We start from the raw sequence: 23,586 nt of genomic DNA, 5'->3' as shown, positions 1-23,586 counted from the left end.
AAGAAAAGACCCACTGAAGGCGCAGTTAACCCCTCAACCGTGGGTGTGGAGCATTTACGACAGACAGACCTAGACGACGATCTCGCGCGCTTCCTGTTCGCCCACCCCAAAGACCCGCTTGTACCGGGCGATCTCGTCCTTCGGCCCCATCGCCTTGTTGGGGTTGTCCGACAGCTTCACTGTGGGGCGGCCATTGGCGGACACGGCCTTGCACACAAGGCTGAACGGCGCCAGCCCGTCGTTCGGGGCCAGCCCGCGGAAGTCGTTCGTCAGCAACGTGCCCCAGCCAAAGGACACCCGCACGCGCCCGGCAAACTGGTGGTACAACTCGACGATCTTCTGCTCGTCCAGCCCGTCCGAGAAGATCACCAGCTTCTGCGTCGGATCCTCTCCGCGGTCCTTCCACCAACGGATGGCGATCTCGGCCCCGGCTGCCGGGTCGCCGCTGTCGATACGGATGCCGGTCCAGCCCGCCAGCCAGTCGGGGGCGTTCTTCAGAAACCCTTCGGTGCCGTAGGTGTCGGGCAGGATGATGCGCAGGTTGCCGTCGTGTTCCTCGTGCCAGTCGGCCAGCACGTCATAAGGCGCACGCGCCAGCGCGGCGTCATCCTCGGCCAGGGCCGCGTAGACCATGGGCAATTCATGCGCATTGGTGCCGATGGCCTCCAGATCGCGGTTCTTGGCGATCAGACAGTTGGACGTCCCGGTAAAGTTCTTGCCCAGCCCCTCCAGCATCGCCTGCACGCACCAGTCCTGCCACAGGAAACTGTGCCGCCGCCGCGTGCCGAAATCGGCGATCTTCAGGTCCGGGACCTGCCGCAGGTGTTCGACCTTTTCCCACAGCTTCGTTGCGGCGCGGGCATACAGCACCTGCAACTCGAACTTGCCCATGTCGTGCAGCACGGCGCGCCCGCGCAGTTCCATCAGAACCGCCAGCGCGGGGATTTCCCACAGCATGACCTCCGGCCAGTTGCCCTCGAAAGTCAGCTCGTACTGATCCCCCACCCGCTCCAGATGGTAGGCGGGCAGTTGCAGGTTCTCGAACCACTCCATGAAATCCGGGCGGAACATCTGGCGCTTGCCGTAAAACGTGTTGCCGCGCAGCCATGTGCTTTCGCCACGGGTCAGGCGCAGGGACCGGATGTGATCCAGCTGTTCGCGCAGCTCGCCCTCGTCGATCAGCTTTGCCAGGGGCACGTTGGACGAGCGGTTGATGAGGCTGAAGGTCACCTGCGTGTCGCGCCGATTGCGGAAAACCGACTGGCACATCAGCAGCTTGTAAAAGTCGGTGTCGATCAGCGACCGGACGATCGGATCGATCTTCCACTTGTGGTTCCAGACTCTCGTGGCGATGTCCAAGGGCCGCCTCCTTCCGCGCGTTCAGACCCTGATACGGCATCATCACCCGGTTTTGAAAGGGCTTTCTCCTGACGGGAGGCCCGGCCCAGCGCGGAAACAAGCACTGATTTACGAATAGGTTTCGTAAGGAAGTCATCCATCCCCGCCTCCTCGCACGCCGCCCGGTCCGAGGCAAAGGCATTGGCGGTCAGCGCCACGATATGCGGCTGCGGCAGGGTCATGGCGCGGATGCGCCGCGTGGCCTCCAGCCCGTCGACTTCGGGCATGGCCATGTCCATCAACACCACGTCCGGGTGCAGGCGACGCACAAGGTCCACGGCCTCGCGCCCATTGACCGCCTGGTACAGGGTCACCGGCTCCTTCCTCAGGAATTGCTGCACCAGCAGGCGGTTGGTCTCGTTGTCATCGGCCAGCAGGACGCGGATCGGCTTGGCAATACCGTGCTCCACCGCCACCGGACCGGCGGCTCGTGCAGGCGCTTCGACGGCGGCACGTTCCAGTCGGACCGTCAGCTCGAACGTCGCGCCGGGGCGATCCCGTTGCAGCAGGCGGATGTCGCCCCCCATGCGCCGCGCCAATGCCCGACTGATCGGCAGGCCCAGCCCTGTCCCGCCAAAGCGCCGCGTCGTGGCGGCGTCAGCCTGCTGGAACACCTCAAAGATCGCCTCTGCCCGGTCAGGCGGCACGCCGATCCCCGTGTCCGACACCTGAACCCGCAGCCGCCAGCCATCCGGCATCTGTTCCGCGCGCGAGAACACCTTGACCTCGCCCGCATCGGTGAACTTGATGGCATTGCCCACGAGGTTCACAAGGATCTGCCGCAATCGCCCTTCGTCGGCACAGGCGCGCAGCGGCAGCGATCCGTCGTCCGCAAGCACCAGCTGCAACCCCTTTTCCTGCGCCAGCGGCATCAGCATCCGCGCCGCCGCCGAGATGCTTTCGGACGGGGTGAACGGCAGCGCCTCAAAGGCCATCTGGTCCGCATCCAGCCGCGAGAAATCCAGCACGTCGTTGATGATCCCCAGCAAGGACGTCGAGGCCGTGCGGATCGTATCCACGTACCCCTTGCCCTCCTCGCTCAGGTCAGTCGCGCCCAGCAGGTCACTCATGCCGATGACGGCGTTGAGGGGCGTCCTGATCTCGTGGCTCATGGTGGCAAGAAAGGCGCTTTTGGCTTGCGCGGCCTGTTCGGCCTTGCGCTGCGCCTTCACCAGTTCACGGTTGGTCGCCTCCCGCTCTGCCGCGCTTTCCATCAAGGACCGCTCATTGGCCAGCCGTCGCCGCCAGCTGCGCACGGCGAATTCCACGAAGGTATAGGTCAGGAAGGCCATCATCATCACCTCGAGCAGGTGAATGAGCTGGCGCATGCCAAAACCCCCAGCCGAAATGGCATCGCCAATCAGGAAGACCGGTACGCAAGTGGCCAGCACGGCCAGTTTGACGATCGAGGCAAGGCGGTGATGCGTCATGGCAAAGCCTGCGTTCACCGCCGCCGCCATGAGAAAGCTCAACGCCAGCAGAGGTGCCTCGTCCGTTGTGGACAGCATCATGACCGGCAGCACGCAGGCCCCGATGGTCGCCGATTGCACACCGGCGGAGAAGGCCGTGAACCGCTGCATCGGCCGCAGGGCACTGCCCGCGTCCAGCCGCCGGACGGCGATACGCAGGCACCAGGCGTCAAAGGATTCCCCCAGCAGGGTGATGCACAGGCAATAGATCGAGGCGACGGGGCTGACGATGTGCCATACAACGACGCAGCCGATCGCCGTTGCCACCTGTCTCACCCAGAATTCCCGGACCCGCGCGCGCGCGTAGCGCCGTAGCAGCGCAGCCTGGCCATAGCGTGCCTCGAACTGCGCCTCCGCAGATTTCCCGATCTCTTCACCCGTGGGCATTCATGCTCTTCCCGACCTCGCGGTGACCCTAGGTCAGGAGTGTGAACAATTCCCAAATCCGAAAAAAGACACCAAATCCGGTCAATTGGTCAGGTCAGACCAGTTTGACGCCAGCACTCTGCATCCCCGCACGCGCCGCCGCGAGAGAGCCGTCCAGATCAATCGCACGGCACAGTTGTTCGTGCACCTCGACCTGGAACCCCAGCCGCGCCGCGTCCACCGCCGAGAAGTTGACGCAGAAATCCGTCGCCAGCCCCACCATCGTCAGCCGATCAATCCCGCGCGTCCGCAAGTAACCCTCCAGCCCGGTCGGCGTCGTGTGATCGTTTTCGAAAAACGCCGAGTAGCTGTCGATCCCGGCCCGGAATCCCTTGCGGATAATCAGGTCGGCGCGGTCTGCCTCCAGCTCCATGTGGAACGCCGCACCGGGCGAGCCCTGGATGCAGTGATCCGGCCACAGAACCTGCGGCCCATAGGGCATCTCGACGACCTCGTACGGGCCCTTGCCCTCATGCGTCGAGGCAAAGGACGAATGCCCCGCCGGGTGCCAGTCCTGCGTCAGCACCACCGCGTCACATTCCACCATCAGGGCATTGATCCCCTGCACGATTTCATCGCCGCCGGGCACCGCCAGCGCGCCCCCGGGGCAGAAATCGTTCTGGACGTCGATCACGATCAGCGCGTGCATGGCATTCTCCTTTGCATCTGCGGCAATCCTAGCGCGTGACGCGACGATTGCCATATGCGGCGGATGGGTCTATGCCGCGCCCCTTCAAAGAAAGGGATTCCCATGGCGCGCCTCGGTCTGGATTTCGGCACTTCGAACACCGCCGCCGGTGTCATGGCGGGCAACACGCCTTACGTGATCCCGCTGGAGCCGGGTGAGCAAACCCTGCCCACCGCCGTCTTCATCGACTTTGCCGCAAAGAAATACATCTACGGCACGCAGGCCGCGCGGGCCATGCGCGAGGGCGCCGAGGGGCGCTTCATGCGGGCGCTGAAATCCATCCTCGGCACGCCGCTGGCCCGTGAACCGCGCCGCATCCTGAACGAACGCGTCACCCTGATCGATATCATCGCCCGCTTCCTGGCGGAAATCCGCGAACGGGCCGAGGCGCATACCCACATGACCTTTGACAGCGCGCTGTCGGGGCGTCCCGTGCGCTTTCACTCCGCCTCGGACGAGCGTGACGCGCAGGCTCTGGCCGACCTGACCGAGGCGTACCTCATGGCCGGGTTCAAGCACGTCGACTTCCTGCCGGAACCCGAGGCCGCCGCGCTGGCCGCCGACGTACAGGGCCGCTCGCTGATCGTGGACATCGGCGGCGGCACCTCGGACTTTACCCTATGTGACCGGAACGGTGCGCAGACGGACGTGATCCATTCCACTGGCCTGCGCCTTGGCGGCACCGACTTCGACAAGGCGCTTTCGCTGGACTACGCCATGCCGCTCTTTGGCTATGGGGCCGAGATCGGCGCGGAGCTGGGCGCCCGCACCCATGCCGCGCCCAAGGCGCTGTTCCACGACCTTGCCAGCTGGGAAAAGATCCCCTTCGTCTACGATGCCGCGCAACTGCGCGAGGTGGAGCGCTGGGTGCGCCTGGCCCCCGATCCCGAGCCCTTCGAACGGCTCGCCGAGGTGCTCGAAAGCCACCTTGGCCACGACATCGCCTATGCGGTCGAGGCCGGGAAGATCGCCGCCAACGCCGCCGAGATGGGCCGCATCGACCTGCGCGAGGTCGAGAAGGGCCTCGGCGTGGACCTGCTGCAAACCGCGATGAACGGCACCCTCGCCGGGTCCGCCCAGCAGATCGCCGGGCAGGCCATGGCCACCCTGACCGAGGCAGGGGTCGCGCCCGCGACAGTGGACAACGTGGTCTTTGTCGGCGGCTCGTCGCTGCTGGGGTCGGTCCGCGACGCTATGGCAGAGTCGCTTCCCGATGCGAAACCCGTTAACACGCAAGTGTTCACTGCCGTCATGCATGGCCTTGCAATCGCTGCACAATAACGATTGCCGGCTGACAATTTAAGGGATTGGGAAGTCATGTTTACGGTCTGCGCGCTTTATCACTTCACCCGCTTTCCGGACCACACCGCGCTGCAAGCGCCGCTGCTGGACCTCTGCCGTGACAACCACGTCACCGGCACCCTGCTGCTGGCCGCCGAGGGGATCAACGGCACGATCGCCGGGCCAAAGGCTGGCATCGACGCGGTTCTGGCGCATATCCGCGCCCTGCCCGGCTGTGCCGATCTGGAATGGAAGCTGTCGACCGCCGCCGAACGCCCCTTTGCCCGCATGAAGGTCCGCCTGAAGCGCGAGATCGTCACCATGGGTCAGCCCGACGTCGATCCCAAGGCCCGCGTCGGTCATTACGTCGACCCGCAGGACTGGAACGCGCTGATCCGCTCTCCGGATGTGGCGGTCATCGACACGCGCAACGATTACGAAATCGCCATCGGCACCTTCGAAGGCGCGGTGGACCCGGAAACGGCCACCTTCCGCGAGTTCCCGGCATGGTGGGAGGCGAACAAGGACCGCTTTCACAACAAGCGCATCGCCATGTTCTGTACCGGCGGCATCCGCTGCGAGAAATCCACCAACTACCTGTTGGGCCAGGGGGTCGAGGACGTCTACCACCTCAAGGGCGGCATCCTGAAGTACCTCGAAGAGGTGCCCGCCGAGGACAGCAGCTGGCAGGGTGAATGTTTCGTCTTCGACGGGCGGGTCAGCGTCGGCCATGGCCTGACCGAGGGGCCGCATGTGCTGTGCCACGCCTGCCGCCGCCCGATCCTGCCCGAGGACCGCGCGCGGCCCGAGTACGAACACGGCGTGTCCTGCCACCTCTGCGCCGACGAGACCTCGGACGAGGACAAGGCCCGGTTCCGTGAACGGCAGAAGCAGATCGCGCTGGCGCACGAGCGCGGCGAGCGTCACCTGCACGCCGACGAGGCCGATCACCCGCTGGAGCGCTGACCGTCAGGCCGGGACGGACAATCGCCCGGCCCGCCGTCCGCGCGTCAGGATCATCACCATGATCGCGATGTTCAGCGCGTTCCAGCCGATCCCGTTGATGAAGGCCCATTCGTAGCTGCCCGTCACGTCATAGATCACACCGGACATCCAGCCGCCCAGCGCCATGCCGACGATGGTCAGCATCATGACGAAGCCGACCCGCTGCCCCGCCTCGCGGGCGGGCAGGAATTCCCGCACAATCACGGCATAGGCCGGGACGATCCCGCCTTGGCTGAGGCCGAAAATCAGGCTGACCACGTAGAGGCTCACCAATCCTCCGGCTGGCAGGTACAGGAACAATGCCAGGGCTTGCAGGACCGAGCCAATCAGCAGCGTCCGGACGCCCCCAAGCCGGTCGGACAGCAGCCCAAACACCAGCCGCGACACCACCCCGCCCATCAGCATCAGGGACAACATCTGCGTCCCGGCAACGGCTCCGAACCCGTAGTCGACGCAGAGCGCCACGATATGCACCTGCGGCATGGACATGGCGACGCAGCACCCAACCCCAGCCAGCCCCAGCAGCCACACCAGTTGTCTGCCGGAAAACCCGGTAGCGCGGGCGCGCGCGTTGGCGACAGCCTCGGCCTGCGCAAGGGCTTCGGCGGGTACGCGACGGCGCAAGACCTGCGCCAGCGGCAGCAGCAGCACCACGGTCAGCACCGCCAGCACCATGTAGGTCCAGCGCCAGCCCTCATCGCCCGCATAATGTTTCGCCAGCACGCCAAGGATCAGCGGCCACAACGCCCCGGACAGGTAGTTCCCGGAGGCCGCCACCGCGACGGCCATCCCCCGATAGCGTTGAAACCACAGCGAAACATCCGCGATCAGCGGACCGAACCCCGCCGCCGTGCCAAAGCCGATGACCAGTTGCACGAGGCTGAGGATCGCGATGGAGGGCGCCAGCGAGGCCAGCGCATAGCCCGCCGCGATCAGCACCCCGGCCCCGGTCATCGCCGCCCTTATGCCAAAGCGATCCACCGCCCGGCCGATGAACAGGTTGCCCAGCGCAAAGCCGACCATGGTCAGCGTGTAGGGCATGGAGGCCTCGGCCCGCCCGACGCCGAACTCGGTCGCGACATCGGGCAGGATCACGATGATGGACCACATGCCGACGTTGCCCATCACCGCGATCAGCAGTGTCAGGCCAAGGCGTATCCAAGAATATCTACTGTCAAAGGGGCTTTCGGTCATGACACGACCCTATGCGCAGGCTGTCAGCGCTGATAGTCAGAAAACGACAGAAACGGAGCACGCAATGACCGATCCCATCCACAGCCACACCCTGCGCGACGGCCAGACCGAGATCACGGTGCTCTCCATCGGATGCGCGGTGCAGGACTGGCGCGTCGCGGGACGGCGCGTGGTGCTGGGACGGTCCAACGTCGAGGACTACCGCACCAACCCCGGCTACCTCGGGGCGGTGGTGGGACGGCTGGCCAACCGGGTGGCAGGGGCGCGGTTCATGCTCGATGGACAAGAGGTCGTGCTGACCCCGAACGAAGGCACGAACCAGCTGCACGGCGGGCCGCAGGGCTTTGGCACGCGCAACTGGCGGATGACGCCCGAGGGAGAGCGGTCTGTCCTGCTGGAACTGACCTCCGAGGATGGCGACATGGGCTATCCCGGTCGGGTCGAGGTGTCCGTGCGGATGACGCTGGAAGGCGCTGCGCTGACATGGGACATGACCGCCGTGCCTGATCGCGAGACGCCTATTGCCTTGGCCCAGCACACCTATTTCAACATCGCCGGAGAGGGCGACGTGCGCGACCACCTCCTGCGCATCGCCGCCGATCACGTCACGCCCACCGGTCCCGACCTGATCCCGACGGGCGACCTGCTGGACGTCACCGGCACACGCTACGACTTCCGCGCGGCGCGGACGATTGCCGAGGCTGACCCCGAGGGCGAGGGCTACGACCTGAACTTCGCGCTAGCGGGTGAGGGTCCGCAGGCCGAGGTCATGGCGAATGGGATGCGCCTGAGGCTCTGGACCGATCAGCCGGGGTTGCAGGTCTATACGTCGGGGAACCTCGCCCCCGCCGGGACGCCCTTCGCCGATGTGGTTCACGGTCCCTTTGCCGGGATCTGCCTAGAGGCGCAGGGATTCCCGAACGCGGTAAACACCCCGGCGTTTCCCCCGGTGTTCTGCGCACCGGACCGGCCCTATCGTCAGGTCACGACCGTCGAGATCGCCCCGGAGGCGAGTCGGGGTTAACCCCGACCTACGCTAAAAGTACCCACGCACCAGGCTCCCCGCCAACAGGCTCCATCCGTCTGCCACGACAAAGAACGCCAGCTTGAACGGCAGGGACACGATGGCCGGTGGCACCATCATCATACCCATGGACATGAGCACCGCCGCCACCACCAGGTCGATGATGAGGAACGGCAGGAAGATCAGGAAACCGACCTGAAAGGCGCGCGCCACTTCGGACAGCATGAAACTGGGGATCAGCACCGACAGCGGCGCGTCCTCCGACAGGGCTGTCCCCTTGGCGTCGGGGCGCAGGTCGGCCATGGCGGCGAATGTCTTGGCCTCCGTCCGCCCGGCCATGAAGGTCCTGAACGGCGCTATGGCGCGGGTTGCCGCCTCCTCGATGTCGATCTGTTCGGCGATCAGAGGCTCGATCCCGTTGTCATAGGCCTCGGTAAACACCGGCTCCATCACGAAGTACGTCAGGAACAGCGCAAGGCTGACGATCAGCATGTTCGGCGGCGACTGCTGAAGGCCGACCGCCTGCCGCAGGATCGCCAGCACCGTCACCATGAAGGGAAAACAGGTGATCATGATGCCGATGCCCGGCGCGAGGCTCAGCAAGGTGATGAGCGCGATCAACTGCACCGAGGTGGCCGTGACCGACCCGCCCTCGCCGATGTCGATGGCAATGGACTGCGCCTGGGCCGGCAACGCCAGCGTCATTGCCAGAACCACAGCCGTCAGGATGACCCCCCACCGCATCACGTCAACTCGGGCTTTGCAGGTCGACCACTTCGGTCAGGCGCACCGCCAGCTGGCCCTGCCCGTCGCCCTCGACGACCTCGAGCACGCCGATGCCGATCAGCTTTTCGCCGACATACAGCTCGACCGGGTCGTCCAGCTGCTTGTCCAGCGTCAGGACCGACCCCTCGTTCAGTTGCAGAAGCTCGCGCACCAGCGGACGGGCCTTGCCGACCGAAACGGTGATCTCGATCGGGACCGAGGTAAAGGGCGTGTTGCCCGTTGCCAGCCCGGCTGTCGGGTTATCCATGGGTCATCTTCCTTTGATTGTCGTGCGCGAATCCCTCGACCGCATCGGTCACCGAGGCGATGAGGTCGCCCAGATCGATCTGCCGCTCGTGGCTGCCAAAACGGATGTCGGCCTGCTCTTCGGCCAGCGTATCGTCGCCGACCACCCGCACCGGGAAACCGTAGTCGCCGTCCAGCAACGGCTCGATCGCGGCAATCTTGCCGGGGGCGACGGCAATCTCCACCTCGACCTGCCCGATCTCGGCGCTCAGCTTTTCCAGCTGCTCCGCGATGTGATGACCCAGCGTCGCGCGCGCCAGTTCCGGCAAGAGCGCGCGCACCATCTCGGCCAGCAGCGGCGTGACCGCATTCATCACGTTGCCGTAGGCCTCGTGATAGGTGAACCCAAGGTCCTGCAAATGCTGCCCGAAAGTGCTCGAGATATGGCTGCGGTCATCGGAGTGCGCCTTCACCGCGTCATCCCAACCGGCGCGATAGCCCTTTTCGAAGGCCTCGAGCTTCTGCCCCTCAAGCTCGGATTCGCTGATCGAGGGGCCTGCGACGCGCGTCGCCTTCGCTTGGCTCTCCTGCGAGCCAAAGTCCTCGAGAAGGTCCTGTAAAGCGCTCAACCTGCACGCTCCTTGTCCTCTTCAAGCCAGGTGCGCAGCACTTCGACGGTCTCTGTCTTGCGCTCCTGGATCAGGTTGCGCAGCCGGTCCACCGGGTCCTCGTCCCCGCCTCCGTCGAAGTCCATCATGCCCATGCCGCTGAAATCCGGCCCGTCGCCCATCATGGGCAGGTCGCCAAAGCCGCCGAGTGGCTCGATCTCGCCGTTCAGCGCGGGGCCGGCATCGGCAGAGGCCATGCCACCGGGCGCAGGCAAGGCACCGGCGGGACCCGCGATGGCGGTGTCGCCCTTCGCCAGAACGGGCCGGACCACGAACAATCCAAGGATCAGGGCCACGGCGGCCAGTACGCCCATCTGGATCACGCGCATCGTGTCGATGCTGCCCACCAGCAGGCCCGGTTCGATCGGTCCCGTTCCCAGGCCCTCGGGGCGTTCAAAGGCCAGCGAGCGCAGGGTGATCTGATCGCCACGCGCCTCGTCGAAGCCCACGGCCGAGGCCACCAGATCGCGCAGCGCCTCCAGTTCGGCATCCGGCAGGGGCACGAAGGTCTGGTTGCCGTTGCCGTCGTCCTCGTAGGTTCCATTCACCAAGACAGCGACGGTCAGCCGCTTGATCGCGCCGGGCACCTTGGTGATCTCGCGCGTCGTCTCCGACACTTCGTAATTCACCCGCTCGCGCGTCTCGTTCGCCTGGCTCGAGCTGCTTTCGCTGCCGCCGCCCGCATTGCCGTCCGGCAGGTTGGAGGCCACCGTGACATTGCCACCGCCCTGATTCTGCGAGGTGTCCGAGGTCTCTTCGGTATCGGTCGAGATCACGACACGGCCCTCGGGATCAAAGCTGCGCTGCCGGATCAGTTCCGATTCGGTGACGGTATCTACGCTGACCTCGACCACCGCATTGCCATTGCCGACGCGCGCCTCCATCAGCCGCTGCACACGGTCGCGCAGCAGAACCGCCTTGTCGTCGGCGGTCGGCCCGGCACCGGTCTCGGAATCCGCGCCGATCAGCCCGCCCTTGCCGTCAATCACCGCGACATTCTCCGGCTCCATCCCCGGCACCGCCGAGGCCACGAGATACTTCAGCGCCCGCGCCTGTTGCATCGACAAAGTACCGCCGGTGGTGGTGACAGAGATCGACGCCGTCGGTTTCACGTCCCTTTGAAAGGGATTCGCAGTCGTATTGGCGATATGCACGCGCGCCGTGGCAATCTGCGGATTGGCGACGATGGTGCGCGCCAGTTCACCTTCTTTCGCGCGCCAATAGGCGGCGTCGAACATCTGGGAGGTGGTGCCAAAGCCCGACAGCCCGTCCAGCAGCTCGTACCCCTTGCCGTCGGTGGCGGGCAGCCCTTCCGATGCGAGGGTCAGCCGAAGGGCGTCCCGTTCCGATTCGGGAACGAAAATCGACCCGCCGCGCACGTCGAACTGCACGCCGCGCTGTTCCAGCGCCGTGACGACATCGCCTGCGGCGCCGTTTTCCAGCCCCGCGTAGAGCAATGCGTAATTCGGAGCCGACGCCAGTCTGGCAAGCCCCCAGACCGCAAGCACCATGGCCACCGTGGCCCCGAGGACCACCATTCTCTGACGTCCACCAAGGGCGCCCCAGCTGTTTAGGATCTGGCTCAAACCAACCTCCGTCCAAACCTTCTGTTCGGTTGTCCAGAGTTTTGACCCATTCGACTTAACAATCAGTTAGCCCCTTTGCGCCTATAACGATGTCAGAGCGAAAAAGAGGTTCTGCATGTCGGATGCGACGGTCGACGACAGTGAAGTCGAAGAAAAGAAGCCTTCCAAGCTGCCGATGATCATTGGCGTCGTCCTGGCCCTGGCGGGCGGGGGCGGTGGATTCTTTGCGGTGCAGTCTGGTCTTCTGGGCGGGGGCGGCGTCGACGCCCATGCCGAGGCGCCCGCCGAGGATGCCCATGCCTCGGAAGAAGAGCAGGTCGACAATATCGCCCTGCCCAAGGTGTCATTCATCGAGGTGCCGCAGGTCGTCGTCTCCCTCGGCCCGAATTCGCATTCGCAGCACCTCCGGTTTCGCGCCAGCCTCGAGGTCCCGCAGCAATACGCGGCCGAGGTCGAGGGCATCCTGCCGCGCGTGCAGGACGTGATGAACAGCTACCTGCGCGCCCTGGAGCCCCGCGATCTCGAGGCGCAGGGCGCTTTGATCAAACTGCGCGGCCAGATGTTGCGGCGTATCCGGCTGGTGGCCGGGGAGGACAGGGTCCGCGACCTGCTTGTCCTCGAATTCGTGTTGAACTGAGGAAGAATTCTCATGGAAATGATTGCGGATATCCTGTTGGTGGCCGGGGCGCTGGGCGCGGGGTTCTATTGCTACGTGCTTGCCCGGCGGCTGACGAAATTCACCGACCTGGAAAACGGTGTCGGCGGGGCTGTTGCCGTTCTGTCGGCCCAGGTGGACGACCTGACGCGCACGCTTACGGCCGCACAGGACAGCGCCGGTGATTCCACGAAATCCCTGCAAGAGTTGACAGACCGGGCCGAGGACGTGGCCCGACGCCTGGAACTGCTGGTCGCCTCGATGCACGACCTCCCCCAGAAGCCGCAGCCAAAAGCCGAGGCCGCTGAACCCGTCTTTGTCCGCCACTCTCGAAACTGAGGTCGTATCATGCTGAAAATGCTCAAAAAGGATAAGACCGCGCCCAAGGCAACGCCGGCGGCCAAACCGTCTCCCAAGACCCGCAAGCGGCCGCGTGGCGCGTTGGCTGCAATCGGCGCGCTGTTGGTGGCCTCGGCGCTGATTCGCGTGGGAATCGGCGCAGATCGTGCTTTCGCGCGCGAAGACCCTTCTGCCGGGCATGTAACGGCCGATACCGGGCATGACACCGGACATGGCGAACAGCACGCCGCAGACGCGCCGCCCGCCATGACCGATGCTGACATCCTGCCCCTGATCGAGGCGCTGAAGGCCCGCGAGGCGCGTATCAACAAGCGCGAAGAGGACATGAATATCCGGATGCAGGCGCTTTCGCTCGCCGAACAGGAAATCGAGCGCAAAATGACAGCGATGGAGGCGGCAGAGGCGCGCCTGCGCGAAACGCTGGCCCTTGCCAGCTCTGCCGCCGAGAATGATCTGGCCAAGCTGACCGACGTCTATGCCAAGATGAAGCCAAAGCAGGCCGCGCAGGTGTTCGAACAGATGGACCCGCAGTTCGCTGCCGGCTTCATGGCGCGCATGAAACCCGATTCGGCCGCCTCGATCCTCGCCGGCATGCAGCCGGAGAAGGCGTATCTGATCAGCGTCATTCTCGCCGGACGCAACGCCGAGGTGCCAAAGGAGTGATCCAAGCTGTGGCCATTGAGCCACAGGCCAACCTCCCCCCACACCATCGTGACCCCTGTCTTCCCGAACCCGGGATTGATTTTCGTCGCCCTTTTGGCCACATCACGGGGGTCTACCTAGAAATGAGTGCTGCCATGATGAATCGTCGTACCTTCCTCGCCGCCGCTGCCACGACGCTGGCCACGCCCGCTTTGGCTTTCGAGGTCGATCCGATCTTCAAACCGCAGCGTGTCGCCATGTCGGCTGCCAGCGCGCCGGGTCAGATCCTGATCCTGCCGCGCGCGCATTTCCTGTATTACATCGACCAGCCCGGCTCGGCGATGCGTTACGGCGTTGGGTTCGGCAAGGCTGGTCAGGCAATTTCCGGCGAATTTTACGTAGGTGGCAAGAAGGAATGGCCGACCTGGCGTCCGACCGATGCGATGATCGAGCGTGATCCCGGCCACTACGGCAAGTTCAAGGACAACGATTACGTGCAGCCGGGCGGTCCGGGTAACCCTCTAGGCGCGCGCGCGCTGTACCTGTACCGTGACGGTCGTTACACTTTCAACGCCATCCACGGCACCACCGCTCCGGAATCCATCGGTCGTTCGGTGTCCAATGGCTGCGTACGAATGATTAACGAGCACGTCATGGACCTGTATCCGCGCGTGCCGGTCGGGACCAAAGTCACCGTCCTGTGACTCCCACGGATTCCGGCGGCGCGACCCGCTCTTTCGACCTCATCGTGATCGGCGCCGGCCCAGCTGGCGCCGCTTGTGCGCGGACCGCTGCGAAAAATGGTCTGAAGACTGCGCTCGTCGACAAGAAGCGTTTTCCCCGGGACAAACTGTGCGGTGGCGGTCTGACGGGACGTGCGATCGGGCATCACGACCGGATTTTTGGCAAGCCACTGCCCGACATCCCGTTTGAAAGACGCGACAATTTCGAATTCCATGCCTTTGGTGAGAACCTCGATACCGGCAGTGACTCTCCGCCGATTCACCTCGCCATGCGGCGGGATCTGGATGCCTGGTTGCTCCAGCAGGCCATTTCGGCGGGGGCCGAGGACTTCACAGGTCAGCCGGGCACACTGGACCCTGATAGCCCTGCCCTTGATCTCCCCGGACTGCGCTTGACCGCGCCGCTGATCGTGGCGGCGGATGGTGTCAGCAGTCCGACCGCCAAGCTGTTGTTTGGAGAGGCTTTTGACCGCGACCAGATCGGCTTCGCGCTGGAGGTCGAGCGGCCTGGGGACGCATCGAACGTGCCCTTGCGTATCGACTTCGGGGCTGCCGACTGGGGCTATGGCTGGCAGTTCCCCAAGACCTGCGGAACGACGATCGGTGTCGGCGGCGTGATGCGCCGCAATGCCGACATGAAAGCGTCCCTCGCAGGGTATCTACGCACGCTTGGCGTCACGGAAGAGCTTAAGATCAAGGGACAATTCCTGCCCTTCGGCGGTTTCCGCGAGACCCCGGGCAAAGGACGCGTCCTGCTGGCCGGCGATGCCGCCGGGCTGGTCGATCCGATCACCGGCGAAGGCATCGCCCATGCGCTGCACAGCGGCGAGTTGGCCGCGCTGGCCGTGGTCGAGGCCCTGCATGCTCAGAACCCGGACACGGCACTATCGCGCTATACGGCGGCGCTGCGCCCAATTCATTCAGGTTTGAAACAAGCCCGGCTGTTGCGCCATGTCATGTTCCGAGAGGCTCTGCGACCAACCTTCATCCGCAGCTTCAAACGCTCCAGAACGCTGAAACGCGAGTATTTACGGCTACTTGCGGGTCAGACCGAATACGATGCCATCATGAAGGGCATGGCCCTGCGCCTTCCCAGCTTTGTCTGGCGCGCGCTGCGAGGACGGTAGGCGAAGCCCTTTGACCGGCAAATCGCCCCTAAATTGTCACCGAGCATTAATCTCGCGTTATCTTTTGCCGCGTTAACCTCTAGGCATCAGGAGGCGGCAAATGGCGATCATCGCGTTCATATTCAGCAGCTGTGTCGGCACGCTCATGGCGTTGATTGGCTGGCTGTGGTTCAGCGTTCCCCTTGGTATGGCTTTGGCGCTGTACCTTGCAATTTCGCTCCTGCTCGGCCTGACGTTGATCGCGCTGTCCACATGGCAGCCGCCTCCCAACGGGTTAAAGCTGCGCCCCACATGAACCCGTCCGCCTACTGGCGCATGAGGTCGATCAGCTCTTCGACTTTCGGGCCTATGGCGGCGACAATTTTCTTCACCCCCTCAGGGTTTGGATGAATCCCGTCGGCTTGCATGACCGAATTCACGTCCGAAGGCATCTGACCGTCCTGCATGACACCGGCAAAGAAACTGTTCAGATAAAGCGTGCCATATGACGCCGCCAGTTCGGGATAAATGGCATCGAAAGCGGCCTTGTAGTCTGCCCCGTAGTTGCCCGGCGCAGTCATGCCAATCAGCAGGACCTCGATGTCACGCGCCTGAGCCACCTTCAGGATACCTTCGATGTTGGCCCGCGAGGTCGCCGGATCAATCCCGCGAAGCAGGTCGTTCCCGCCAAGTGTCACGATCATTCCACGGATTTCAGGCGTCAACGACCACTCGACGCGGGACAACCCACCGGCCGTCGTATCCCCGGACACGCCCCCGTTCACCACACGCACATCGTGGCCATGGTCCTTGAGCCAATCGTTGAGCTGAGGCACGAAGCCCTCCCCATCCAGCAGCCCGTACCCCTGCGTCAAGCTGTCCCCGAGGGCCAGCACATGCACCGTTTCCGCCTGCGCCGACACCGATGCAGACACCGCCCAAAGCACCAGCGCCACCTTGCTGCACAAGCGAACAACCCCATATGTAACGTCAGCAAACATCGCGGAGCGCCTCCATGACCGAACCCGTTCTCTCCCTCCAAGATGTCACCCTGAGCCTGAGGGGCAATGCCGGGATGGTGAAAATCCTTCATGGCATATCCCTGAATGTCGCGGCAGGCGAAACCCTTGGCCTTGTCGGGCCCTCGGGTTCCGGCAAATCCTCGCTGCTCATGATTATGGGTGGGCTGGAACGTGCCACCACGGGGACCGTCACCGCGCTGGGACAGGACCTGACCGCCATGGACGAGGACGCCCTCGCGCGGTTTCGCCGCGACAACATGGGGGTGGTCTTTCAGCGCTTTCACCTCATCCCGACCATGACGGCGCTGGAAAATGTCGCCACGCCGCTGGAACTGGCCGGGGACAAGGACGCTTTTGACCGGGCGCAGGACATGTTGGCCAAGGTTGGGCTGGCCAGCCGCGCCGATCACTACCCCGCGCAGATGTCAGGCGGCGAACAGCAGCGCGTGGCTCTCGCCCGTGCCTTGGCGCCGCAGCCGCGCATCCTTCTGGCGGACGAGCCTACGGGGAACCTTGACGGAGCGAATGGGCAGGCGATCACCGATCTGCTGTTCGACCTCTCCCGCCAACACGGTGCGACCCTTGTGCTGGTCACCCACGCGCCCGAGCTGGCCGCGCTGTGCGATCGCACGATCCCCCTGCGCGACGGGCTGATCGACGCCGAAACTCTGGCCGCGACGAAGGCCGCCGAATGAGCCTGTCCACAGCCGCCCGTTTTGCCCGCCGCGAATTGCGCGGAGGCCTGTCCGGTTTCCGCATCTTCCTTGCCTGCCTCGCGCTTGGGGTCGCCGCCATTGCCGGCGTCGGGTCGGTCCGATCCGCCATCCAGGCGGGCCTTCAGGACCAGGGGGCCATCCTGCTCGGCGGCGACGCGCAGGCACAGTTCACCTACCGCTTCGCCAGCGAGGAAGAACGCGCCTACCTCGATTCAATCGCCACGCAAGTCTCTGAAATCACAGACTTTCGATCCATGGCGACCGTCACCCGCGATGGCGAGACCGAGCGCGGCCTGACCCAAGTGAAATCCGTCGACAGCGCCTACCCCTTGTTGGGTGAGATGATCCTCGAACCCGCCATCCCGCTGGACGAGGCGCTGGCCAACCGAGGCGCCGTCATGGCCCCCGTCCTGGCCGACCGGCTGGGCCTGACGCCCGGCGATACCTTCAGGCTGGGCGAGGCCGAATTCACCCTGTTAGCCACCATCGTGACCGAACCGGACGACGCAGGGGACGGCTTTGGCCTCGGGCCGCGCACCCTCGTTCTGACACAGGATCTGGAGGGCTCCGGCCTTCTGGCCCCCGGATCGCTGTATGAAACCGAATACCGCCTGCTGCTGCCCCCCGGCACCGATCTCGACACGGCCGCCGCCGATGCGCTGGAGAAATTCGAACAGACCGGCCTGCGCTGGCGCGATTCCCGCCGTGGCGCGCCGGGGATCGCGCGGTTCGTCGATCGTCTGGGCAGTTTCCTCGTGCTGGTTGGCCTGTCCGGGCTGGCCGTGGGTGGCATCGGCGTGTCCGCCGCAGTGCGCGCCTACCTCGCCAACAAGACCTCGGTCATCGCGACCTTGCGCACGCTCGGTGCCACGCGGCAAACCATCTTCCTGACCTATTTTCTGCAAATCGGAGCCTTGGCGCTGGTCGGTATCCTGATCGGCCTGATCCTCGGCGCGGGGATTCCGCTGCTGCTGTCGCCGATCATCGCGCAGGCCCTGCCAATCCCGACGGTGTTCACCCTCTACCCCGCCCCGCTGATCGAGGCCGCGCTTTACGGCACGCTGACCGCACTTCTGTTCACGCTCTGGCCCCTCGCCCGCGCTGAGGAAGTCCGTGCCGCGACCCTCTTCCGGGATGCCCTCGAAGGCGCACGCGCCCTGCCCGGCACCCGCTACGTCATCGCCACGCTCATCCTTATTGTGGGGCTGGTCGGCACGGCGGCGGTCTTTTCCGGCGATGAACGTCTGACCTTCTCCACCGCGGGCGGCATCCTTGGCGCGCTCGTCCTGTTGACCGGTGCCGCGTGGCTGATCCGTGCGGCGGCACGCCGCGCGACCAAGGCTACGCGAGGCCTTCCGGCATTGCGTTGGGCGGTCTCCAGCATCGGGGGACCACGCGAAAGCGCCTCTGCGGTGGTGCTCTCCCTCGGCCTCGGCCTCGCCGTACTTGCCGCCATCGGCCAGATCGACGGCAACTTCCGTGCGGCCATCCAGCGCGACCTGCCCGAACGCGCGCCCTCCTACTTCTTTGTCGACATTCAGAAGGACCAGATGGACGGCTTCCGCGACCGCGTGGAAAACGATCCCGCCGTCAGCCGCGTCGACAGCGCACCCATGATGAGGGGCATCATCACGAAGATTAACGGCATCTCCGCCCGCGAAGTCGCTGGCAACCACTGGGTCGTGCGCGGAGACCGCGGCATCACCTATGCCGCCCAGCCCGACAGCCGCACCACTGTGACGGCGGGCGAATGGTGGCCCGAGGATTATGTCGGCCCGCCGCAAGTGTCCTTTGCCGCCGAAGAGGCCGAAGAAATCGGCCTGAAGCTTGGCGATTCCATCACCATCAACATCCTTGGCCGCGACATCGACGCGACGATCACCTCCTTCCGCGAGGTGGATTTCTCCACCGCCGGGATCGGCTTTGTCCTGACCATGAACCCGGCAGCCGTGCAGGGCGCGCCGCACACCTTCATCTCCACCGTCTATGCCGAGCCGCAGGCCGAGGCTCAGATCCTGCGCGACCTGGCCAACGCCTATCCCAACATCACCGCGATCCGGGTGAAGGATGCCATAGAACGTGTCTCTGAATTGCTCGACGGCATCGCATCGGCGGTGCGCTGGGGGGCGGCGGCGACCTTGCTGACCGGCTTCCTCGTGCTGATCGGCGCGGCAGCAGCGGGCGAGACCGCGCGGACCTACGAATCCGCTGTGCTCAAGACATTGGGCGCACCGCGCCGCACGATCCTCACCAGCTTTGCCCTGCGGTCGGCCCTTCTGGGTGCCGGCGCGGGGCTTGTGGCTCTGGGTGCGGGCATCCTCGGCGCCTGGGCGATCATGACCTTCGTCATGGAGAGCAGCTTTGCCGTCGTCTGGCCGAATGCCCTGGGGGTCGTCACGGGGGGTATCCTTGCCACACTCGTCGCCAACCTGATGTTCGCATGGAGGCCCCTGTCCGTCCGCCCGGCTCAGGTCTTGCGGGCCAGCGAATAACAGGACTGGCGGGAATGCACCCAAGCCTAAAATTGGCTTTATTTCCGCCTTTCACATATCGAATTTCATATATAACAGTTTCCGCACACGAAGCAGGAAATTGGGGACCTTGACCCTTTAGCAAAGAAGGAAAAGGTCAAAATGAGAACCGGTATGAAAACGGGGGCCTGGGGCGGCGTCGAGCAGAATGGTTTTGGTCGCGGCGGGTTCGGCAAGGGCATGGGTGGCCCGGTCGATGCGTCCTTTGAGCAGGAAACGACGGTCACGGTGACCGAAGCCACCTATTCCGACGAGGCCATCGCCGAACTGCTCTTCATGCTCGAAGAGGAGAAGCTCGCGGGCGACATCTATGACGCCTTTTACGAGATGTACGGCATTCCGATCTTCGACAACATCGCAGAGTCCGAGGACAACCACTTCGACGCGCTTCTGGCGCAGGCCGAAAGCCTTGGGCTGGACGTCGATGCCATCGTCTTTGCCGAGGCGGGCACCTACGTAGATCCCGAGTTGCAGGAGATGTACGACACCCTTCTGGCACAGGGCAGCGAGTCGCTGGAGGCGGCCCTCGAGGTCGGCGTCGCGATCGAGACAAAGGACATGGTGGACATCGCCGCCGCCGCCGAGGCCGTCGCAGATACGCCGCTGGCCGACGTCTACGACCGCCTGCTTGCAGGATCGGTGAACCATCTCGACGCCTTCGAAGCGCTGCTTTGAACCGTGTCTGAGCATGGGACGCCCCGGCTGGCGGGCCGGGGCGTTTCGCTTTTTCAGGTCGCCAGGATGCGGCTGCCCTGCGCGGCCAGTCCTTCGTCGACCATCTCCCGGACCTGCTCGGACAGCGGTGTGGTGCGTGGATAGCGCGGTGCGACGCGGTCGTTCAGGATCGGCGCCTGCCAGCCCGAGGTGCTGGCAAAGAACTCCATCGCCCCCTGCGGACCATGCAGCGCGAGGAAGCCCGTAATCACCGTATCGAGGTAGCTCAGCAGGATCGGATTGTCCGGACCGGGGTCCGTATGGCGTTCCGGCGCGACGGCGTACAGCGCGATGCTGCGCGCCGGGCTGTCATGGTCGATCTGCTCCGTCTGGTCGTGACGGGCATAGGCCGCCTCGCGCAGGTCCAGCGCGGCCCAGTCGTTGCCGGGCACCGGGGCGATGGCCCCGTGCAGCACCGACAGCGGGTCCGCCACCGCGCTCAGATAACACAGGTCACGCTCGGGCACGGCAACCCATGCGCGGCGCCAGCCCTTCGCCGTGGCCTTGTGCAGGGGCGTATGGGCGTGCGTGGCGGCGTTCACCAACGACCCGTAGCCAAAGAAATACATATGCGTCATATGCGAAGTATTTGCCCCGATTGATGCATGTCAAACACATGGTTGTGGATTGCTGCCACAAGGGGACAGCCGAAACCAGCCGTGGAGTGCTGCGCCATGCGAGTGACCAAGCGAACGAATATCGCCATGCGGGTGTTGATGTACTGCGCCGCCCATACCGACCGACTGGTGACAAAGCACGAGATCGCCGAGGTCTGCAACGCGTCAGAGAATCACCTCGCACAGGTCATCAATCAACTGGCGCAGTTGGGGTTTCTGCACACGCAACGCGGGCGAAACGGGGGGCTGGAACTGTCCCGCCCCGCGTCCGAGATCGTGATTGGCGACATTTTCCGCCATCTCGAACAGCCGGTGCCGCTGGCGGAATGCTTTGCCGATGTGGACAACACCTGCCCCCTGACCGAAGCCTGCCGGTTGCGCGATCTTCTGACGAAAGCGGCCAATTCCTTTTATGAAACGCTGGACCCGGTCACGCTGGATACGCTGGTCTGCGACAACATCGATCTGCTCGACATCATCGCGCCGCAGGCGCAGTGCCGTGGGCAAGAGGTTAAACCAGAAGTCGCTATTGACGCCTGAAGCGTCGCCGCTCTTGCAAAGGGTGCAGCCATCGCATAGCAAGTCTTTGACCACGACGGGAGAATCCGGTGCGCATGTGCCGGTGCCGAAGGCGCAACCGCCCCGGAAACGCTCAGGCCAAAGGACCGTCGAGGTGCAGTGACTCTGGAGAGAGGCGCGGGTGCACGCGTCCGCCGAAGGGATAACGATCTCAGGCAGGCCGAAAGGCCGGAAGACAGAGGGGGCAGTGCGGCGCGGAGGCGCCATGACTGTCCGGTGGCATGGCCCCCGGGGAAATGACGGGGGGCGCATGGCGCAAGAAGATCACGGCGATCTGAAAGAAACGGTGCTGAACGCATTGCACCGCGAGCTGGGGGCCAAGATGGTGCCCTTTGCCGGCTATGACATGCCGGTGCAATATGGCCTCGGCGTGATGAAGGAGCATCTTCACACGCGCGCCGCGGCCGGGCTGTTCGACGTGTCGCACATGGGTCAGGTGATCCTGCGCGGGGCCGGTCTGGACGAGGCGCTGGAACGCATCGTTCCGGTGGACATCGCCGGGCTGGGTGTCGGGCGGCAACGCTACGGCTATTTCACCAATGACAGCGGCGGGATCGAGGACGACCTGATGGTCGCGCGGCGCGACGATCACCTCTTCATGGTGGTGAACGCCTCGCGCAGGGACCACGACCTTGGCCTGATGCGCGCCGCGCTGGAGCCTGCGGGCGTGACCATCGAGGTGATCGAGGACCGCGCCCTTGTGGCCCTTCAGGGGCCGCAGGCAGAGGACGTGCTGGCCGGGCTGGCGCCCGAGGTGCGGGACATGACTTTCATGGATGTGGCAACCGTGACCTTGCAGGGCGCCGAATGCTGGGTGTCCCGGTCGGGCTATACCGGCGAGGACGGGTTCGAGATCTCGGTGCCGAACAGCGCCGCCGAGGCTTTGTGCCGGACGCTTCTGGCGGACGAACGGGTCGAACCGATCGGCCTCGGCGCGCGGGATTCGCTGCGGCTGGAAGCCGGGCTGTGTCTGTACGGCAATGATCTGGACAGCGGGACCTCTCCGGTCGAGGCCGGGCTGACCTGGGCCATGGGCAAGCGGCGGCGGACCGAGGGTGGCTTTACCGGCGACTCCGAGGTGCTGAAACAGCTGGCGCAGGGTGTGGATCGTCGCCGGGTTGGCTTGCAGCCCGAGGGGCGCGCGCCGATGCGGGCCGGAGTGCCGCTGTTCGACGCCGAGGACGGCGGCGCGCAGGTGGGCGAAGTGACCTCGGGCGGGTTCGGCCCCTCGGTCAATGCGCCGGTGGCGATGGGATACGTGGCCGACGGGTCCTCGGTCGAGGGCACGCGGCTGTGGGGCGAGGTTCGGGGCAAGCGGCTGGCAGTTGACGTGGTCAGGCTGCCCTTCGTCCCGGCGGGATTCAAACGGTGAGCGGACAGGAGACGCGGATGAAGTTTACCGAAGAGCATGAGTGGCTGCTGGTCGAGGGTGACCTCGTGGTGGTCGGGATCACGGCACACGCGGCCGAGCAACTGGGCGACGTGGTGTTCGTGGAACTGCCCGAAGCCGGGACCGAAGTGTCGAAGGACGACGAGGTCGTGGTGATCGAGTCGGTCAAGGCCGCGTCGGACATCCTCGCCCCGCTGGACGGCGAGATCGTCGAGGTCAACGAGGCCATCGTCGCCGATCCGGGCAAGGTCAACGAGGACCCGGAAGGGGACGCGTGGTTCTTCAAGATGAAGGTCGAGAACATGTCCGACATGGACGACCTCATGGATGAAGCGGCCTACAAATCCTTCATTTCCTGACCTTTCACAGGGGAGTCGGGGCACAGCCCCGACCTACGCCACATGGACCTGACGACCGAAGACCAAGCGCTGTGGAGCCGGGTGGGCAAGGGCCTCTCGCACCAGATTTTCGACCGCTTCGAGCGCTTCGAGGATGCGGTGGACGAAGTCCTGTCCGGGTTTTCCCCGGACGAGCTGGCTGCCTTGCGCGCGGCGATCCAGCGGATGATTGCCTCGGGTGAGGATGCGCGCGGGCTGTGGGAGAAATCCGGTGCGGGCGTCGGGTTCGACAATGCCAAGGGCGCCCGGATGGGCCTGATGATGCTGCTGGAGGCCGTGAAGGCCAAGCGGTGACGCCGTGCCCGGAGGCGGGCGTGGACAATGAGTATTTGGACCAAGAAGAAGCAGGGGCCGCGTGCCCCC

General features: G+C 64.8%; 26 protein-coding genes and 1 riboswitch. Of the genes, 16 read left to right on the top strand and 10 right to left on the bottom strand.

Translation table 11 applies throughout. The features are described from left to right. Positions 1–69: 69 nt before the first annotated feature. The 3 genes from pncB to pncA form a co-directional block, all read right to left on the bottom strand. Positions 70–1,359: a nicotinate phosphoribosyltransferase gene (pncB, locus tag ACP16H_RS07355; protein ID WP_425071619.1), complete on the bottom strand. Its 1,290-nt coding sequence runs from the start codon at positions 1,357–1,359 to the stop codon at positions 70–72. Beyond that, a complete protein-coding gene (locus ACP16H_RS07350; RefSeq protein ID WP_425071618.1) occupies positions 1,296–3,254 on the bottom strand; it encodes a response regulator in 1,959 nt (652 codons plus the stop codon). The genes pncB and ACP16H_RS07350 overlap by 64 nt, the downstream gene beginning before the upstream one ends. A gap of 94 nt (positions 3,255–3,348) precedes the next feature. After that, on the bottom strand, positions 3,349–3,942 hold the full coding sequence (gene pncA, locus ACP16H_RS07345; RefSeq protein ID WP_425071617.1) for a bifunctional nicotinamidase/pyrazinamidase: 594 nt from the start codon (positions 3,940–3,942) through the stop codon (positions 3,349–3,351). A 102-nt stretch (positions 3,943–4,044) separates the two neighbouring features. Here pncA and ACP16H_RS07340 point away from each other — a divergent pair, with 102 nt between their 5' ends. Beyond that, a complete protein-coding gene (locus ACP16H_RS07340; RefSeq protein ID WP_425071616.1) occupies positions 4,045–5,262 on the top strand; it encodes an Hsp70 family protein in 1,218 nt (405 codons plus the stop codon). Positions 5,263–5,298: 36 nt separating this feature from the next. Beyond that, positions 5,299–6,228, top strand: a complete 930-nt coding sequence (locus ACP16H_RS07335) for a rhodanese-related sulfurtransferase (protein ID WP_425071615.1) — start codon at positions 5,299–5,301, stop codon at positions 6,226–6,228. A gap of 3 nt (positions 6,229–6,231) precedes the next feature. Here the strand turns inward: ACP16H_RS07335 and ACP16H_RS07330 are convergent, their stop codons facing one another. Then, on the bottom strand, positions 6,232–7,461 hold the full coding sequence (locus ACP16H_RS07330) for a CynX/NimT family MFS transporter (protein WP_425071614.1): 1,230 nt from the start codon (positions 7,459–7,461) through the stop codon (positions 6,232–6,234). A 64-nt stretch (positions 7,462–7,525) separates the two neighbouring features. Between ACP16H_RS07330 and ACP16H_RS07325 the strand changes: the two genes are divergently transcribed. Then, the gene (locus tag ACP16H_RS07325; protein ID WP_425071613.1) at positions 7,526–8,485 is read left to right on the top strand and encodes an aldose epimerase family protein; all 960 of its coding nucleotides are present in this window, start codon (positions 7,526–7,528) and stop codon (positions 8,483–8,485) included. 12 nt (positions 8,486–8,497) lie between these two features. Here the strand turns inward: ACP16H_RS07325 and fliP are convergent, their stop codons facing one another. From fliP to fliF, 4 genes are read right to left on the bottom strand one after another with little or no spacing between them, the layout of a single operon-like run. Next, the gene (fliP, locus tag ACP16H_RS07320; protein ID WP_425071612.1) at positions 8,498–9,229 is read right to left on the bottom strand and encodes a flagellar type III secretion system pore protein FliP; all 732 of its coding nucleotides are present in this window, start codon (positions 9,227–9,229) and stop codon (positions 8,498–8,500) included. A gap of 4 nt (positions 9,230–9,233) precedes the next feature. Beyond that, positions 9,234–9,518 (bottom strand): FliM/FliN family flagellar motor switch protein, encoded by a 285-nt coding sequence (locus ACP16H_RS07315; RefSeq protein WP_425071611.1) that lies wholly within the window; start codon positions 9,516–9,518, stop codon positions 9,234–9,236. Further along, positions 9,511–10,125: an ABC transporter ATP-binding protein gene (locus tag ACP16H_RS07310; RefSeq protein WP_425071610.1), complete on the bottom strand. Its 615-nt coding sequence runs from the start codon at positions 10,123–10,125 to the stop codon at positions 9,511–9,513. Before ACP16H_RS07310 ends, ACP16H_RS07315 begins: the two co-directional genes overlap by 8 nt. Beyond that, the gene (gene fliF, locus ACP16H_RS07305; protein ID WP_425071609.1) at positions 10,122–11,750 is read right to left on the bottom strand and encodes a flagellar basal-body MS-ring/collar protein FliF; all 1,629 of its coding nucleotides are present in this window, start codon (positions 11,748–11,750) and stop codon (positions 10,122–10,124) included. Before fliF ends, ACP16H_RS07310 begins: the two co-directional genes overlap by 4 nt. A gap of 115 nt (positions 11,751–11,865) precedes the next feature. Here fliF and ACP16H_RS07300 point away from each other — a divergent pair, with 115 nt between their 5' ends. The 6 genes from ACP16H_RS07300 (at position 11,866) to ACP16H_RS07275 (ending at position 15,572) form a co-directional block, all read left to right on the top strand. Then, complete coding sequence (locus tag ACP16H_RS07300) at positions 11,866–12,387, top strand: flagellar basal body-associated FliL family protein (protein ID WP_425071608.1); 522 nt, start codon at positions 11,866–11,868, stop codon at positions 12,385–12,387. A gap of 12 nt (positions 12,388–12,399) precedes the next feature. Continuing rightward, a complete protein-coding gene (locus ACP16H_RS07295) occupies positions 12,400–12,744 on the top strand; it encodes a hypothetical protein (protein ID WP_425071607.1) in 345 nt (114 codons plus the stop codon). 9 nt (positions 12,745–12,753) lie between these two features. Beyond that, positions 12,754–13,428: a MotE family protein gene (locus ACP16H_RS07290; RefSeq protein ID WP_425071606.1), complete on the top strand. Its 675-nt coding sequence runs from the start codon at positions 12,754–12,756 to the stop codon at positions 13,426–13,428. A 134-nt stretch (positions 13,429–13,562) separates the two neighbouring features. Then, the gene (locus ACP16H_RS07285) at positions 13,563–14,111 is read left to right on the top strand and encodes a L,D-transpeptidase (RefSeq protein ID WP_425071605.1); all 549 of its coding nucleotides are present in this window, start codon (positions 13,563–13,565) and stop codon (positions 14,109–14,111) included. Next, on the top strand, positions 14,108–15,277 hold the full coding sequence (locus ACP16H_RS07280; RefSeq protein WP_425071604.1) for a geranylgeranyl reductase family protein: 1,170 nt from the start codon (positions 14,108–14,110) through the stop codon (positions 15,275–15,277). Before ACP16H_RS07285 ends, ACP16H_RS07280 begins: the two co-directional genes overlap by 4 nt. 100 nt (positions 15,278–15,377) lie before the next feature. Beyond that, positions 15,378–15,572: a hypothetical protein gene (locus ACP16H_RS07275; protein ID WP_425071603.1), complete on the top strand. Its 195-nt coding sequence runs from the start codon at positions 15,378–15,380 to the stop codon at positions 15,570–15,572. A gap of 10 nt (positions 15,573–15,582) precedes the next feature. Here the strand turns inward: ACP16H_RS07275 and ACP16H_RS07270 are convergent, their stop codons facing one another. Further along, positions 15,583–16,257 (bottom strand): arylesterase, encoded by a 675-nt coding sequence (locus ACP16H_RS07270; protein ID WP_425071602.1) that lies wholly within the window; start codon positions 16,255–16,257, stop codon positions 15,583–15,585. A 14-nt stretch (positions 16,258–16,271) separates the two neighbouring features. Between ACP16H_RS07270 and ACP16H_RS07265 the strand changes: the two genes are divergently transcribed. The 3 genes from ACP16H_RS07265 (at position 16,272) to ACP16H_RS07255 (ending at position 20,200) form a co-directional block, all read left to right on the top strand. After that, positions 16,272–16,973, top strand: a complete 702-nt coding sequence (locus ACP16H_RS07265) for an ABC transporter ATP-binding protein (protein WP_425071601.1) — start codon at positions 16,272–16,274, stop codon at positions 16,971–16,973. After that, positions 16,970–19,486, top strand: coding sequence for an ABC transporter permease (locus ACP16H_RS07260; protein ID WP_425071600.1), 2,517 nt, complete (start codon positions 16,970–16,972; stop codon positions 19,484–19,486). Before ACP16H_RS07265 ends, ACP16H_RS07260 begins: the two co-directional genes overlap by 4 nt. A 153-nt stretch (positions 19,487–19,639) precedes the next feature. Beyond that, positions 19,640–20,200, top strand: a complete 561-nt coding sequence (locus tag ACP16H_RS07255; protein ID WP_425071599.1) for a DUF2202 domain-containing protein — start codon at positions 19,640–19,642, stop codon at positions 20,198–20,200. A 53-nt stretch (positions 20,201–20,253) separates the two neighbouring features. Here ACP16H_RS07255 and ACP16H_RS07250 read toward each other — a convergent pair whose 3' ends face one another. Then, the gene (locus ACP16H_RS07250; protein WP_425071598.1) at positions 20,254–20,817 is read right to left on the bottom strand and encodes a gamma-glutamylcyclotransferase family protein; all 564 of its coding nucleotides are present in this window, start codon (positions 20,815–20,817) and stop codon (positions 20,254–20,256) included. A gap of 96 nt (positions 20,818–20,913) precedes the next feature. Between ACP16H_RS07250 and ACP16H_RS07245 the strand changes: the two genes are divergently transcribed. From ACP16H_RS07245 to ACP16H_RS07230, 4 genes are all read left to right on the top strand, one after another. After that, positions 20,914–21,396, top strand: a complete 483-nt coding sequence (locus tag ACP16H_RS07245) for an RrF2 family transcriptional regulator (protein ID WP_425071597.1) — start codon at positions 20,914–20,916, stop codon at positions 21,394–21,396. 46 nt (positions 21,397–21,442) lie between these two features. Continuing rightward, positions 21,443–21,534, top strand: a riboswitch (glycine riboswitch). 151 nt (positions 21,535–21,685) lie between these two features. After that, positions 21,686–22,807, top strand: a complete 1,122-nt coding sequence (gene gcvT / locus ACP16H_RS07240) for a glycine cleavage system aminomethyltransferase GcvT (protein WP_425071596.1) — start codon at positions 21,686–21,688, stop codon at positions 22,805–22,807. 17 nt (positions 22,808–22,824) lie between these two features. Then, on the top strand, positions 22,825–23,184 hold the full coding sequence (gene gcvH / locus ACP16H_RS07235; RefSeq protein ID WP_425071595.1) for a glycine cleavage system protein GcvH: 360 nt from the start codon (positions 22,825–22,827) through the stop codon (positions 23,182–23,184). 42 nt (positions 23,185–23,226) lie between these two features. Next, complete coding sequence (locus ACP16H_RS07230; RefSeq protein ID WP_425071594.1) at positions 23,227–23,517, top strand: hypothetical protein; 291 nt, start codon at positions 23,227–23,229, stop codon at positions 23,515–23,517. Positions 23,518–23,586: the final 69 nt, after the last annotated feature.

Origin of the sequence: Sagittula sp. S175, assembly GCF_049800975.1 — a bacterium.
Classification (GTDB): domain Bacteria; phylum Pseudomonadota; class Alphaproteobacteria; order Rhodobacterales; family Rhodobacteraceae; genus Sagittula.
The sequence above is the reverse complement of the archived record's forward strand: the minus strand, read 5'-3'. Positions and strand labels throughout refer to the sequence as shown.

Excerpts from the sequence above, each read along its gene's own strand:
- ACP16H_RS07350 (WP_425071618.1), bottom strand. The coding sequence starts at position 3,254 with ATGCCCACGGGTGAAGAGATCGGGAAATCTGCGGAGGCGCAGTTCGAG.
- pncA (WP_425071617.1), bottom strand. The coding sequence starts at position 3,942 with ATGCACGCGCTGATCGTGATCGACGTCCAGAACGATTTCTGCCCCGGG.
- ACP16H_RS07340 (WP_425071616.1), top strand. The coding sequence starts at position 4,045 with ATGGCGCGCCTCGGTCTGGATTTCGGCACTTCGAACACCGCCGCCGGT.
- ACP16H_RS07335 (WP_425071615.1), top strand. The coding sequence starts at position 5,299 with ATGTTTACGGTCTGCGCGCTTTATCACTTCACCCGCTTTCCGGACCAC.
- ACP16H_RS07330 (WP_425071614.1), bottom strand. The coding sequence starts at position 7,461 with ATGACCGAAAGCCCCTTTGACAGTAGATATTCTTGGATACGCCTTGGC.
- ACP16H_RS07325 (WP_425071613.1), top strand. The coding sequence starts at position 7,526 with ATGACCGATCCCATCCACAGCCACACCCTGCGCGACGGCCAGACCGAG.
- fliP (WP_425071612.1), bottom strand. The coding sequence starts at position 9,229 with ATGCGGTGGGGGGTCATCCTGACGGCTGTGGTTCTGGCAATGACGCTG.
- ACP16H_RS07315 (WP_425071611.1), bottom strand. The coding sequence starts at position 9,518 with ATGGATAACCCGACAGCCGGGCTGGCAACGGGCAACACGCCCTTTACC.
- ACP16H_RS07300 (WP_425071608.1), top strand. The coding sequence starts at position 11,866 with ATGTCGGATGCGACGGTCGACGACAGTGAAGTCGAAGAAAAGAAGCCT.
- ACP16H_RS07295 (WP_425071607.1), top strand. The coding sequence starts at position 12,400 with ATGGAAATGATTGCGGATATCCTGTTGGTGGCCGGGGCGCTGGGCGCG.
- ACP16H_RS07290 (WP_425071606.1), top strand. The coding sequence starts at position 12,754 with ATGCTGAAAATGCTCAAAAAGGATAAGACCGCGCCCAAGGCAACGCCG.
- ACP16H_RS07285 (WP_425071605.1), top strand. The coding sequence starts at position 13,563 with ATGATGAATCGTCGTACCTTCCTCGCCGCCGCTGCCACGACGCTGGCC.
- ACP16H_RS07275 (WP_425071603.1), top strand. The coding sequence starts at position 15,378 with ATGGCGATCATCGCGTTCATATTCAGCAGCTGTGTCGGCACGCTCATG.
- ACP16H_RS07270 (WP_425071602.1), bottom strand. The coding sequence starts at position 16,257 with ATGTTTGCTGACGTTACATATGGGGTTGTTCGCTTGTGCAGCAAGGTG.
- ACP16H_RS07265 (WP_425071601.1), top strand. The coding sequence starts at position 16,272 with ATGACCGAACCCGTTCTCTCCCTCCAAGATGTCACCCTGAGCCTGAGG.
- ACP16H_RS07260 (WP_425071600.1), top strand. The coding sequence starts at position 16,970 with ATGAGCCTGTCCACAGCCGCCCGTTTTGCCCGCCGCGAATTGCGCGGA.
- ACP16H_RS07255 (WP_425071599.1), top strand. The coding sequence starts at position 19,640 with ATGAAAACGGGGGCCTGGGGCGGCGTCGAGCAGAATGGTTTTGGTCGC.
- ACP16H_RS07250 (WP_425071598.1), bottom strand. The coding sequence starts at position 20,817 with ATGACGCATATGTATTTCTTTGGCTACGGGTCGTTGGTGAACGCCGCC.
- ACP16H_RS07245 (WP_425071597.1), top strand. The coding sequence starts at position 20,914 with ATGCGAGTGACCAAGCGAACGAATATCGCCATGCGGGTGTTGATGTAC.
- gcvT (WP_425071596.1), top strand. The coding sequence starts at position 21,686 with ATGGCGCAAGAAGATCACGGCGATCTGAAAGAAACGGTGCTGAACGCA.
- gcvH (WP_425071595.1), top strand. The coding sequence starts at position 22,825 with ATGAAGTTTACCGAAGAGCATGAGTGGCTGCTGGTCGAGGGTGACCTC.
- ACP16H_RS07230 (WP_425071594.1), top strand. The coding sequence starts at position 23,227 with ATGGACCTGACGACCGAAGACCAAGCGCTGTGGAGCCGGGTGGGCAAG.